Source organism: Bradyrhizobium sp. CB3481, assembly GCF_029714305.1.
GTDB lineage: Bacteria > Pseudomonadota > Alphaproteobacteria > Rhizobiales > Xanthobacteraceae > Bradyrhizobium.
Genome location: NZ_CP121647.1, coordinates 4,673,320 through 4,685,604, shown reverse-complemented (window position 1 = coordinate 4,685,604; position 12,285 = coordinate 4,673,320). Strand labels below are relative to the sequence as shown.

Here is a 12,285-nt window from a genome sequence, read left to right as displayed (position 1 = left end):
GCTGCCAGCGTCGCGTCAGGCCGCGTAAAGCTCGACCGGCGTATCAAATCCCTTGAGCTGGAATGGCTTCGAAGGGCTGTCTTTCAAATCCGGTTGCGAACGATCGAATACGGCCTTGGTCACCAGGATCTGGCCGGCTTCGGCAACCGACTGGGCGCGCGAGGCGGTATTGACGACGGTGCCGATCGCCGTCAGATCGCGGTGCGAATGGCCGAACTCGCCGAAGCTGAGTTCACCGGTATGGATGCCGATCCCGATCCCCAATTCGTCTGCGTTCAGGCCGTGCGCTTTGGCAAGGCTCTCACGCCGGTCGCGCCAAGCCGTCTGGATTTCACGGGCGGCCAGCACCGCGTTCCTGGCGTGCCCCTCCCGCTGTAGCGGAAAATTGAAGACCGCCATCACGGCGTCGCCGATGGTCTTGTTGAGCAGACCGTCGTGCTGCCAGATCGCGCTGGCGCATTCATCGTAGAAAGCGTCGAGCAGCCCGGAGACCGCATCCGCCGATTGCGACTGCGACAGGCTGGTGTAGCCGCGCAGATCGGCAAACATGATGGTCGCATCGATGGTGATCTTGCGGGCTCGCATCACCTTGGTGAACATCAGCTCGCAGATGGTGCAGGTATTCGGATTCATCCGGCTCGGGCGAATGCCGAATGCGCGATAGGGCGCCGAGGCCACGCCGCGAAGCACCACCGGCATGTGCATCTGCTCCCAGCACCCTTTGCAAATGAACGAATGTTGCAGAGCTTCCATGTTCAACCGTACTCCACGAGAGCGGCTGGTGCGACGATCCTATAACTGGCAGTGGGAGCGGGCAAGGCAGCGTCCCGCAGCGCACACCGGCTGGCTGGCGGCGCAAGGCAAAGCTGCTAGGATCGCGTCCAAATAATCAGAACGGAGGATGCCAATGGACGCCGTGACGCCGGCAAAGGCGCAGACCGCTGAGACGCATTCCCATCTGGTTCGCCCCGCAAGCATGGAATGGCAGAAAACCCGGTTCCCCGGTTGCGAAGCCAAGACGCTGCTGTTCGATCGCAAGACCGGGCTGATGACGGCGCTGATGCGGTTTGCGCCGGGCGCGGTGCTGCCCGACCACGAGCACGTCAACATCGAGCAGACCTACGTGCTCGAAGGCTCGCTCGTCGACAAGGAAGGTCCGGCGCAGGGCATCGAATGCAAGGCAGGCGAATTCATCTGGCGCGAAGAGGGCAGCCGTCACGTCGCATGGTGCCCGGAAGGCGGGCTGATGCTGGCGATCTTCCAGGTGCCGAACAAGTTCTTCGAGGCCGACGGCCGCGTCATCGACGCGGCGGGCGAGGATTGGGACGCGGCCTGGGGCCACACGCGGAAGGGCTGACTGCAGCCAGGCCTACTGTGCATGGGGTTGTTTTCGCAATTTTGTAGTCCACGCCCTGTGTTGTGCCGCTAGCTCAGCACGATCCACGCCGGCGCGTGGTCGCTGGCGCCTTCCTCGCCGCGGACCTTGCGATCGACACCGGCCTTGACGAGGCGTGGCGCGATCGTCGGGCTCAGCAGGAGATGATCGAGCCGTAATCCGGCATCACGTGGCCAGCGGTTGCGCTTGTAGTCCCAGAACGTGAACATCGGTTTTTCCGGATGCAGGGTGCGGATCGCGTCGGTCCAGCCCTGGTCCACCAGCGCCTTGAAGGCGGCGCGGCTTTTCGGCTGGATCAGCGCGTCCTTGTCCCAGGATTTTGTCGGGTAGATATCCGCGGCGGTCGGTGCGACGTTGTAGTCGCCGGCCAGCACGACGGGAATGTCCTGCTTGAGCAGTTTCCCCGCGTGCGACCGCAGCCGCCTGAACCAGTCGAGCTTGTAGTCGAATTTCGGGCCGGGCTGCGGGTTGCCGTTCGGCAGATAGAGGCTGGTGACGAGGATGCCGTTGACGGCAGCTTCGATGTAGCGCGCTTCGTCATCGTCGCGGTCGCCGGGCAGGGCGGTCCGGGTCAGCACCGGCTCGGTGTTGCGGGCAAGGATGGCGACGCCGTTCCAGGTTTTCTGTCCGCGCCACACCGCGCCATAGCCAGCTTTTTCGATTGCCAGAAACGGGAACTCGGCATCGGTCGATTTCAGCTCCTGCAAGCAAGCGACGTCGGGTTTGGCCGCGCGCAGCCAGCGCAACAGGTTCGGCAAGCGTCGGTTGACATTATTAATGTTGAAGGTCGCAATCTTCATGTAGGACTAGCCGGGCATCACTATGCGTCGCCTGACACCTGGAGATTCCATGCCGACACTGCGCCTTGCCGTTTTCTTGCTCGCCATTGGATGCTCCGGATCCGCGATTGCTCAAAGCGGCGACGGCCGCGGCGCCTGCAAGGCGGATTATGACAAATATTGCGCCGGTACGCTGCCCGGCGGCGGCCGTGTCGTCGCGTGCCTGAACAAGCAGCAGAGCCAGCTCAGCGACGCCTGCAAGAAAGTGTTGGCGAGCCGGAAGAAGCAGTGAGATAGCGGCCGCGAGGCAACCGGGCGAAACGAAGATTAAGTCGAAGCTGCGGCCGGCTTCGCCGGGGGTGGAGCAGGGGCGGCCGCAACGGCATTGCCGCCCTTGTAGATCCGCGCGTAGCGCCGGCCGAGGCTGGTCATCACCTCGTAGCCGATGGTGCCATAATGGTGGGCGAGTTCGTCAACCGTGATGCCCTCGCCGATCAGCGTCGCCATGTGGCCGCGCCGTACCGCGTTCTTGTCGAGATCGGTGATATCGACCGCCATCAGGTCCATCGAAATCCGTCCCGCGACCGGGCAGCGCTTGCCCGCGACCACCACCTCGGCGCCGCGGGTACCGTCATTGGCGCTGGCCGCACGGAAATAGCCATCGGCATATCCGGCGGCGACGATTGCCAAGCGGGTCGGGCGCCGAGCGGTCCAGGTCCCGCCATAGCCGACGGTCTCGCCGCGCTCGACGTTGCGGATCTGCACGATGCGGGCCTTCAACTCGACGACCGGCTGCATCGGATTGTCGGCTTCGGGGGTCGGGTTGATGCCGTAGAGCGCGCAGCCCGGCCGCACCAGGTCGAACTGGAATTGGGGCCCCAAGAAAATGCCGGACGAATTCGCCAGCGAGGCCGGCACGCCGGAGAAGAGGCTTGCGATCTCGCGGAAGGCAGTGAGCTGACGAGCGTTGGCGGGATTGTTGAGCAGCTCGGCGGAAGCGAGATGGCTCATCACCAGCGTAATGCCGTGATCGCCGGCATTGATCCGCGGGATAATGCCCTGCGCCTCGGTCACGGTGAGGCCGAGCCGGTTCATGCCGGTATCGATGTGAATGGCCGCGCCACCTGACCAGCCCGAGCGGCGGCAGAACACGTCCCATTCGGCAAGCTCGTTGAGGTCGCCGATCACAGGCTTGCAGTCGATCTCGGCATAGGCGGGGCCGCTGTTCTGGAAGAAGCCGCCGAGCACATAGAGCGCCGCCCCCGGCACCGCGGCGCGGACGACGCGCGCTTCATCCAGCGTGGCGACGAAAAATGTCTTGCAGCCGGCACCGGCAAGGGCGCGGGCGACCTGCGCGGCGCCGCAGCCATAGGCATCCGCCTTGACGACACCGGCGCACTCGGCCGGCACGGCCGTCTTCTCGAGCTTTCGCCAATTGGCGACGATGGCGTCGAGATCGACCGTCAGCACGCCGGTTGCGGTCGCAAGCGCGGCGGCCTGGTTCGCGTTGGGCGAGAGCAGGGTGCCTTGCGGCATGGATTTGGGATCGGCGGCGACGTTCATGCCACCGTTTTACGCGGCGGAACGCTACGGTTCAACTGCGCCGAAAGCCCAATCACGGCACGCGGTAGGGCAGATTGTCCTCTTCGATGAAATCGCTGAACCGGGTGTATTGCCCTTCGAATTGCAGTGGGACCGTGCCCGTTGGCCCGTGGCGCTGCTTGGCGATGATGACCTCGGCCTTGCCGTGAGCGAGCTCCATGTCGAGCTTCCACTTCTCATGCTCGGGGGTGCCGGGCTTGGGCTCCTTGTTCTGCAGATAATACTCTTCGCGATAGACGAAGAGCACGACGTCCGCGTCCTGTTCGATCGAGCCGGATTCACGCAGGTCCGACAGTTGCGGATGCTTGTCGTCGCGGTTCTCGACCTGGCGCGAGAGCTGCGACAAGGCGATGATCGGAACGTTGAGCTCCTTGGCGAGCGCCTTCAGGCTGGTGGTGATTTCCGTGACTTCCTGGACGCGGTTGTCATTGCCGCGCTTGCCCGAGCCTTGAAGCAGCTGGATGTAGTCGACGACGATGACGTCGAGGCCACGCTGCCGCTTTAGCCGCCGGGCGCGCGCCGTCAGTTGCGAAATTGAAAGGCCGCCCGTCTCGTCGACGTATAGCGGCAAGTGCTCCAGCTCGATCGTATAGTCGCGAATCTTGTCGAATTCTTCCTGTTTGATGCCGCCGCGGCGGATCATGCTTGAGGCAATACGGGTTTGCTCGGCGAGAATACGCGTGGCGAGCTGCTCGGCCGACATTTCGCAGGAGTAGAAGCCGACAACGCCGCCATTGGCGGCCGTCGTGGTGCCGTCGGCCTTGGTCTCCGGTTGGTATGCTCTGGCAATGTTATAAGCGATATTGGTGGCCAGCGAGGTTTTGCCCATGCCGGGACGGCCGGCCAGGATGATCAAGTCGGACCGCTGCAGGCCGCCCATCTTCGAGTCCAGATCACGCAGGCCCGTAGAGATGCCGGAGAGCTTGCCGTCGCGCTGGTACGCATTGGCCGCCATGTCGAGGGCGACTTTCATCGCCTGCGAGAAACGCTGGAAGCCGCCTTCGTAGCGGCCGGACTCGGCAAGCTCGTAGAGTTGGCGCTCGGCGTCCTCGATCTGGGTGCGCGGGGTGAAGTCGACCGGCGCGTCGAAGGCGACGTTGACCATGTCCTCGCCGATCCGGATCAGGTCGCGGCGCAGCGACATGTCATAGACGGTGCGGCCATAGTCCTGCGCGTTGATGATCGTGGTGGCTTCGGCGGCGAGGCGTGCGAGGTATTGGCCGACCGTCATGCCGCCGATATCGGTGTCGGCAGGCAGGAAGGTCTTCAACGTCACGGGGGTGGCGACCTTGCCCATCCGGATCAGGCTGCCGGCGGTCTCGAAGATGGTCTGGTGGATCGGCTCGAAGAAGTGCTTCGCTTCCAGGAAGTCGGACACCCGGTAGAACGCGTCATTGTTGACCAGAATGGCGCCCAAGAGGCTCTGTTCCGCTTCGATATTGTGCGGCGCGCTCCGGTAAACCGGAGTTCCCGCGTCGGGAGCGAGCTTGAGAACGTTCGAATCAATCGGTGCCATGGCGTCAGCTTATGCTTCTCGTTTTTAGGCGTTGCCAGCATTTCTGTGAGGGGCCGCGATGAAGCGCCTGTCCCGGGCAAAGCGGAAGCAAAAGCTGACCGCTATGCACCGTTCTTCAAAAATGTGGATGAATCCGGCGCGCGCCGGCCGCCGAGCTTGACGCCCATTCAGCCGGAAAGCCGGACGGTTTGGGGCCATGCTCCGCGAAAATGCCAAGCAATATCTTAGGGAAGCCTGAACCTTACCTCGACTTGGGCAGACCCATCCGAAGGCGAGAGGTGTTTTCGAGCCTCGGCCTTAAGCGTTGATCAAATCAGCATCAAGTAGATGAACGCGAACAGGGTGGCGGCAATCCCTGCTGCGATCAAGGCGTAGTCGATCCGGATGTCGGAGTCGAACGGGGCTCGGTAGGTCGGCTGGCTCATGTCCGTAGATTTACGGCGGGCCGGGAAGACCTTCTGTGAAGTAGATCACATCGGATGTGATTTTCTTCGCCGCACAATGGTTGGGTTACGATATCGGGAACGGCCTGGCGATTTTCGAGTTGCCAGTAGCAACGGACCGGAAGGACAGGGCGATGGGTCAGCAAGTGCAGGGATGGCGATCAGCTAGCGGCCAGCGCTCGTGGCTGTCGAAGCTGATCCAGACCATGGAACAGATTTCGCGCCCGGACCGGCGTGCCGTGCCCTGTGATGCCCAGTTACTTGCAACCGTGCGTGCCCAGCTTGCCCGTCCGGCGCTCGCGCCTTCGTCTTTTGCATCGACCTACAGCCTGCGAAACTGACGCGCAGCTCGTGACGGCTTATTCGCCCGCCAATTGCAGCCGCGGCTTCCGTCCGAGTTCCTCCCCACGCAACCTGGCTTCTTCCCGTGTGATGTAATCGCGCGTCATCGGCACGATCCCCTGGCGCTTGGTAAGCTGGATCTGGAAATTCATCAGGTTCTGCTTACGGAACGACATCTCCGACGCCGCCAGATAGAATTCCCACATCCGCGCAAAGCGCTCGTCATAGAGGCGCACCGCCTCTTCACGCCGTGCCATGAAGCGATCGCGCCAGGCCTTCAGCGTTTCCGCGTAGTGCAGGCGCAGGATCTCGATGTCGCAGACCAGAAGGCCGGCCTTCTCGATCGCGGGGATGACCTCGGAAAGGGCGGGAATGTAGCCGCCCGGGAAGATGTATTTGGTGATCCACGGGCTGGTCACGTCGGGGCCGGTCGAGCGGCCGATCGAATGTAGCAGGATGACGCCGTCGTCCGACAGCAGCTCGGCGCAACGCCGGAAAAAGGTCTCGTAAAAGTCGACCCCGACATGTTCGAACATGCCGACCGAGATGACGCGATCGAAGGGGCCGTCAATATCGCGGTAATCGCTGAGCAGGAACCTTGCCGACTGCGCCAGGTTCCGCTCGGCGGCGCGGGCGTTCGAGATCTGCAATTGCTCGGTCGAGAGCGTGATGCCTGTGACGTCCGCGCCGGTCATTTCGGCCAGGTAAAGGCCAAGACCGCCCCAGCCCGAGCCGATATCGAGCACGCGGTTGCCGCGCTTGATCAGGAGCTTGGCCGCGAGATGACGCTTCTTGGCGAGCTGGGCATCATCCAGCGTCGCATCCGGCGTTTCGAAATAGGCGCAGCTATATTGCTTGTCGGCGTCGAGGAAGAGGGAGTAGAGCCGCCCGTCGAGGTCGTAGTGGTGGGCGACGTTGTTTTTCGCCCGGCCGCGCCAGTTGAATTGCCGGAAGTGCCTTACGAAATAGCGCAGCCACCATTGCAACTTGGCCCAATGCGGCACCATTTCGGGCTGGTCGAGCACAATCGCCAGCACGTCCGCGATGGTGCCGTTTTCAACGACGAATGTGCCGTCCATATAAGCTTCGCCGAGCGCCAGTTCCGGATTGAGGAGAATGCGGCGCTGGGTCCGCTCGGTCAGGAACCGCGCCGCCACCGAGGGGCCGGTTCGATCTCCGCAGGTAAATCTTGTCCCGCTCGCGGTCGTGAATGTTATCGCACCGCGACGAATGAATTGGCTTAAGAAATAACGCAACAACCGGTCCATCGAGACACCAATGGAGCGATACCCTTATACCTACGCATCCCGGAACGTTTGGTTCCATGGATGGATCAAGATTATCATAAGTACGATAGTGCCTTGATGCTAGGGCGTTGGACTCAAAGTGGATATTCTCAAATGTCACACTCACGCAGATGCGTAATAAGCGCGCTTCCATTCGCGTCATAATCGGCTAAAAGGTGACCCCGCCGCCGTCCACCTTGTGGGCTGCGGGCAGCGATTCCACTTCCGGAGAATGCAGGGATGTTGAGCCGAGCGCTCAGTTTAGCGACGGTGACGCTCCTGATCGGCTGCCTCACAGCAGGCGTATCGGCCGCCGAAAATCTCGACGCCGGCAAGAGCCCGTCCCAGATATTCTCGAGCACCTGTAGCGCCTGCCACAAGAGCCCGCGAGGGCTGCTGAAGAACACGGCGGCTTCGTCATTGCCGGGTTTCCTGCGCCAGCATTATACGACGGGCTCCGACATGGCCTCGGTGCTCTCGTCCTACCTGATCTCCAACGGGGCGGCTGATCCCAGGTATCAGAGCAAGGAGCAGGCGAAGAAGGACGCCAGGCAAAAGGACGCCAAGCAGGACGCGAGGCCGGACCAGCCTGAGCGGTTTGGCCGCCGGCAGCCGCCGGCTCCCGCCCAGGAAGCTTCCCGGCCGGATGGTGAGGCGACCCCGCCGCAAGGCGAGGGCCGACGCCGGGGCCGCGACCGCGTGGCCCGGCCGCACCCGGCACCCGAGGCTTCCGATTCGCCCGACGGTCGCGCGCCGCCGGTGCGGGCCGCCACCGATAGCAAATCGGACGTCAAGCAGAAGCGAGGCCGCCGCGCCAAGCCAGCCGCCATCGAAGAGCCGCCGAAATCCGACGAGCCGGTCCGCAGCGAGTCCGCCAAAGAGGATGTCTCGCGGGATACCGTCAAGCCTGAAACCTCTGCGGTCGATCCGGCCAAAACTGATGCGATAAAGCGCGACGTAGAGAAGCCGGACAGCGAGGCGGCGAAGCCCGCTGTCGATTCCGAAAGGCCGTCCCGTGACGTCCAATCGGATAGCGCCAAAGTAGACTCTTCCAGGGACAGCGTTGGCAGCGAGCAGGCGCCGCTGCGGTCTGATCCGCCGCCGGCCGCTTCTTCAACGACCGCGCCCGAGCCGGATGCGAATTCCTCAGCAGCGCCGTCACCCGCGCCACCTTCGTCGGTGGAGGCTACGGCACCCGCTTCGCCTCCCGCGTCCTCCGGCCCGCCGGCTCCGCCCATTTCCCGCTAGCGGTTCTCCATTTGCAGGCCATCCGCCACTACGACGTCGCTTGACCATTTCTAGAGCATTACTCTAGAGTGGCCGTCTAGTTATGTGGGAGGCGGTGCTGGTGACGACGGCACGCGAGGATCTGCTGGCGGCGGGATTGGCGGTCTTCGATCGCGACGGTTTCGACGGCGCTACGGTGGCTGCCATTCGCAGCCGCGCGCGAGCATCCAACGGCAGCTTTTTCCACTTCTTCGGTTCGAAGAAAGAGCTAGCCGGCACGCTGTTCCTGGAAATTCTCGCCCGCTACCACGCCGCCATCATCGCGGCGGTCGATGATTCCTGCGGTGCCCGGGAGGGGGTCGCCCGTCTGATCCGCGCGCACCTGGAATGGGTCGTGAACTCCCGGCGCGAGGCGCGCTACCTGTTCGAGATTTCCCGCAGCGAATGGACGGAAGAGGTGCGTGGCGCGCAGCGCGCCCAGAATTCGCGCCTTGCCGAAGCGGTCGAGCGATGGCGCGCGCCACTGGTCGCGCGCGGCGAATTGCTGCCGATGACGTCGCCCGTCTTCTTCAGTCAGATCATCGGGCCGGCACAGATTTTCTGCCGCGCCTTTCTGTCGGGCCGCGACCGCTCGGATCCGAGAGAGCAAGCTGAAATCCTGATCGCCTGTGCCATCCGCGCGGTGGTTGCGCCCGATGCGATCCAAAAGCCAGGAGAAACCGCATGAATGCGAATGCCGACCCAGACTTCGCGCCGATCGCGACGCGCATTCGCGACAATGTCGGCCGCCAGGGTTTTATGAATCATGTTGGGGCAGAACTGGCCGAATTGACGCGGGGCACCTGTACGCTTGCGGTCGACCGCCGGCCAGAACTGCTGCAGCAGAATGGCCTGTTCCACGGCGGCGTCACGGCCTTCCTGGTCGATAACGCCACCACGATTGCGGCTGCGACTTCGCGCGGCCAGCCGGCGCTGACCGCGGAGTACAAACTGAACCTGCTGTCGCCGGCAGCCGGCGAACGCCTGATCTGCCGGGCACGTGTGATCAAGCCCGGACGCCAGGTCGCCGTGGTCGCAGCCGACGTGTTCTGCGTCACCGATGGCGTCGAGAAGCACACCGCGACCGCGCTCGCCTCGATCGCCATGCTCGACGAGAAGGCGGCTGCCAGAATCTCAAGCCCGGCCTGAGGGGCCGGGCTTGACGTCGTGATCGCGCTGAAACGAAACGCGCGTTACTTCTCGGTCGCAGCCGGCGCCGGCGCGACCTCGTCGTGCTGGGCTTCCGGATCGAAGAACTCGCCGGCAGCGGCGATCGCCTCGGCGGCGGCGTCCTGGTCTTCCTGACGGGTCGAGATGTCCTCGCCACGGTTGATGCGCTCGGCCTCATCGGCGCTGCGCGCCACGGTGACGCTGACGGCGACTTCGACCTCGGGGTGGACGGCGATGTTGATCTCGTGCTTGCCGATGGTCTTGATCGGCGCATCGAGCAGCACCTGGCTGCGGCTGATGGTGACACCGTCGGCCTCGAAGGACGTGATGATGTCGCGCACGCTGACCGAGCCGAACAGCTGGCCGGATTCCGAGGCCTGACGCAGCACAATCACGTTGCGGCCGTTGATCTTCTCCGCGACCTTTTCCGCTTCGCCCTTGGCCTTGAGGTTGTTGGCCTCGAGCTCGGCCTTCATGCCGTCGAACTTGGCGCGGTTGTCGGCGGTGGCGCGCAGCGCCTTGCCGCGCTTGAGCAGAAAGTTGCGGGCATAGCCGTCGCGGACGCGGACGACTTCGCCCATCTGACCGAGCTTGGCGACGCGTTCGAGCAAGATGACTTCCATTTTCGTTCTCCTTTGATGTTCGTATTCGATTGGGTGGATGTTGCAGTTTCAGGATGCGGGCAGGGGTGGAGGTTTGCCGCGCAGGTAGCGTTGGCGAAGTCCGAAGACGGTATCGGCAATTCCGAGTGCGATCAGCAAGATGAGCCATGGCAACAGCACCAGCATCCCATAGGCGCAGGTGAGCCAGACCAGGCGGCTCTTCAACGTCCAAGTCACGGTGTGAAGGACGGCAAGGCCGATCAGCGCGTAAGCCATCATGAGCGCGGCGGCGACGATCTGCGCCAGCACTCCGAATATTCCGTCGACGAAGCAAAACGCCAGAGCGACGGACAGCGCGACCAGCGTCATCGGCGGCAACACCGTGCTCGTCACGTCTGGCCAGGGGCGGCGCAGCATCCCGGATATCGCGGATATCTTCGCAGCGAGCCAAAGGTTGAGCGTGAGAGTCATGCCGACAAACACCGCCGACAGGCCTCGCAAGATAGTCATCATCGCGTCGACGAGCCGTTCGATTTCGCCTGTCGACAGGCCCTCGCGCGCAGGAAAAGCCTGCAGCAGCGCGTTGCGGAGGGCCGCGGTGGTGGCGTCGCCGCCCTTGCCGAACGCCAGCGACGTGGCGGAAGACAGCATGGCAAAGCCCGCGATCCAGAGCAGGATTCGGCCGAGGGGATACCATTCGAATTGAGGTGTAGCCGGCGCCGAGCCGTTGCCCGGGGCGGCTCCGGTCAGCGGCCGTCCCAGCAGAGCCAGATGGCCAAGCCACCAGGCGGGCAGCGCCACTGCGATCGCGAAGGCGATGCAATAGCGAAGGCCGAAAATAAGGCCGAATCCCGAAGCGGCCGCGATGCCGCCGATGGTTGCGCCCAGCGGGCCCCATCCGAGCGCTGCCACCATGAGCGGCAGCGGTGCGAGAAGGGAAAGCAGCAGCGAGATGTGCACGCCCGACACTGTCGAGGCGAACATCAGCACCGACGCAGCGCCGGCGGCAAGACCAATGAGGACAATCGCGATCATCAGCTGTCCCGCTCCTTTCGAGCGGTTAGAGGCCACCTGGCCCCAACCATCGGCGACCGGACGACCCGGAAGCCTTATGAATATGAAGGTCCACGGCGCGAACGCCGCGGACCAGGATCTCTTAGCGAATGACGTACGGCAGCAGGCCGAGGAAACGGGCGCGCTTGATGGCGCGCGCGAGTTCGCGCTGCTTCTTGGCGGAGACGGCGGTGATGCGGCTCGGCACGATCTTGCCGCGCTCGGAGACGTAACGCATCAGCAGCTTGGAATCCTTGTAGTCGATCTTCGGCGCGTTCGGACCCGTGAACGGGCAGGTCTTGCGGCGACGGAAAAACGGACGGCGTGCACCAGCTTCAGCCATGATTCTTACTCCTCTACCGCTGCTGCGTCGTCTTCACGCGGACGGCGCGGGCCGCGGTCGCCGCGGAAGCCACCGCCTTCACGATCGCCACGGAAGCCGCCTTCGCGGTCGCCACGGAAACCGCCGCCGCGATCGTCGCGCTCGCGGTCACGATCGGCCTTGCGCATCATCGCCGAGGGGCCTTCCTCGTGCTCTTCGACGCGGACGGTGAGGTAGCGGATGACGTCTTCGGAGATTCGCTCCTGGCGCTCGATCTCGGTGACCGCAGCAGAGGGCGCATCGATGTTCATCAGCACGAAGTGTGCCTTGCGATTCTTGTTCATGCGATAGGTGAGGGAGCGCACGCCCCAGTTCTCGGTCTTGGTGACCTTGCCGCCGAGCCCTTCGACGATGCCCGTCATCTGGGTGGTCAGCTCTTCGACCTGCTGGGTGCTCGCATCCTGACGCGCGAGAAAAACATGCTCGTAAAGAGGCATGGGTGTCCTTT

The 12,285-nt window shown here is 63.5% G+C and carries 15 protein-coding genes; 6 read left to right on the top strand and 9 right to left on the bottom strand.

All coding sequences use genetic code 11. From position 1 onward, the window contains the following. Positions 1-15: 15 nt before the first annotated feature. Positions 16-744, bottom strand: coding sequence for an adenylate/guanylate cyclase domain-containing protein (locus tag QA643_RS22880; protein WP_283034893.1), 729 nt, complete (start codon positions 742-744; stop codon positions 16-18). A 163-nt stretch (positions 745-907) separates the two neighbouring features. On the opposite strand from QA643_RS22880, the gene QA643_RS22875 reads away from it, so the two are divergent. After that, complete coding sequence (locus tag QA643_RS22875; protein WP_283028151.1) at positions 908-1,357, top strand: cupin domain-containing protein; 450 nt, start codon at positions 908-910, stop codon at positions 1,355-1,357. 68 nt (positions 1,358-1,425) lie between these two features. On the opposite strand, the gene QA643_RS22870 is transcribed toward QA643_RS22875, so the two are convergent. Beyond that, entirely contained in the window at positions 1,426-2,196 is a 771-nt protein-coding gene (locus QA643_RS22870) for an exodeoxyribonuclease III (protein ID WP_283028150.1), read from the bottom strand. 49 nt (positions 2,197-2,245) lie between these two features. Between QA643_RS22870 and QA643_RS22865 the strand changes: the two genes are divergently transcribed. Next, the gene (locus tag QA643_RS22865) at positions 2,246-2,467 is read left to right on the top strand and encodes a cysteine rich repeat-containing protein (RefSeq protein WP_283028149.1); all 222 of its coding nucleotides are present in this window, start codon (positions 2,246-2,248) and stop codon (positions 2,465-2,467) included. A gap of 35 nt (positions 2,468-2,502) precedes the next feature. Here QA643_RS22865 and alr read toward each other — a convergent pair whose 3' ends face one another. Both alr and QA643_RS22855 read right to left on the bottom strand, forming a co-directional pair. Next, a complete protein-coding gene (gene alr, locus QA643_RS22860) occupies positions 2,503-3,738 on the bottom strand; it encodes an alanine racemase (RefSeq protein WP_283028148.1) in 1,236 nt (411 codons plus the stop codon). 52 nt (positions 3,739-3,790) lie between these two features. Continuing rightward, positions 3,791-5,293: a replicative DNA helicase gene (locus QA643_RS22855; protein WP_283028147.1), complete on the bottom strand. Its 1,503-nt coding sequence runs from the start codon at positions 5,291-5,293 to the stop codon at positions 3,791-3,793. Positions 5,294-5,774: 481 nt separating this feature from the next. Here QA643_RS22855 and QA643_RS22850 point away from each other — a divergent pair, with 481 nt between their 5' ends. Further along, complete coding sequence (locus QA643_RS22850) at positions 5,775-6,077, top strand: hypothetical protein (RefSeq protein ID WP_283028146.1); 303 nt, start codon at positions 5,775-5,777, stop codon at positions 6,075-6,077. 18 nt (positions 6,078-6,095) lie between these two features. Here QA643_RS22850 and QA643_RS22845 read toward each other — a convergent pair whose 3' ends face one another. Further along, positions 6,096-7,346, bottom strand: coding sequence for a cyclopropane-fatty-acyl-phospholipid synthase family protein (locus QA643_RS22845; protein WP_283028145.1), 1,251 nt, complete (start codon positions 7,344-7,346; stop codon positions 6,096-6,098). Positions 7,347-7,604: 258 nt separating this feature from the next. Between QA643_RS22845 and QA643_RS22840 the strand changes: the two genes are divergently transcribed. The 3 genes from QA643_RS22840 to QA643_RS22830 all read left to right on the top strand — a co-directional run bounded on the left by QA643_RS22840 (position 7,605) and on the right by QA643_RS22830 (position 9,779). After that, on the top strand, positions 7,605-8,612 hold the full coding sequence (locus QA643_RS22840; RefSeq protein ID WP_283028144.1) for a hypothetical protein: 1,008 nt from the start codon (positions 7,605-7,607) through the stop codon (positions 8,610-8,612). A gap of 100 nt (positions 8,613-8,712) precedes the next feature. Next, a complete protein-coding gene (locus tag QA643_RS22835; RefSeq protein WP_283028143.1) occupies positions 8,713-9,318 on the top strand; it encodes a TetR/AcrR family transcriptional regulator in 606 nt (201 codons plus the stop codon). Beyond that, on the top strand, positions 9,315-9,779 hold the full coding sequence (locus tag QA643_RS22830; RefSeq protein ID WP_283028142.1) for a PaaI family thioesterase: 465 nt from the start codon (positions 9,315-9,317) through the stop codon (positions 9,777-9,779). Before QA643_RS22835 ends, QA643_RS22830 begins: the two co-directional genes overlap by 4 nt. Before the next feature lie 44 nt (positions 9,780-9,823). On the opposite strand, the gene rplI is transcribed toward QA643_RS22830, so the two are convergent. The 4 genes from rplI to rpsF form a co-directional block, all read right to left on the bottom strand. Next, positions 9,824-10,423, bottom strand: coding sequence for a 50S ribosomal protein L9 (gene rplI / locus QA643_RS22825; RefSeq protein ID WP_283028141.1), 600 nt, complete (start codon positions 10,421-10,423; stop codon positions 9,824-9,826). 48 nt (positions 10,424-10,471) lie between these two features. Beyond that, on the bottom strand, positions 10,472-11,437 hold the full coding sequence (locus QA643_RS22820) for a hypothetical protein (protein ID WP_283028140.1): 966 nt from the start codon (positions 11,435-11,437) through the stop codon (positions 10,472-10,474). 121 nt (positions 11,438-11,558) lie between these two features. Continuing rightward, a complete protein-coding gene (gene rpsR, locus QA643_RS22815) occupies positions 11,559-11,798 on the bottom strand; it encodes a 30S ribosomal protein S18 (protein WP_011441353.1) in 240 nt (79 codons plus the stop codon). A 5-nt stretch (positions 11,799-11,803) separates the two neighbouring features. Then, the gene (gene rpsF / locus QA643_RS22810) at positions 11,804-12,274 is read right to left on the bottom strand and encodes a 30S ribosomal protein S6 (RefSeq protein ID WP_171579966.1); all 471 of its coding nucleotides are present in this window, start codon (positions 12,272-12,274) and stop codon (positions 11,804-11,806) included. Positions 12,275-12,285 lie beyond the last annotated feature (11 nt).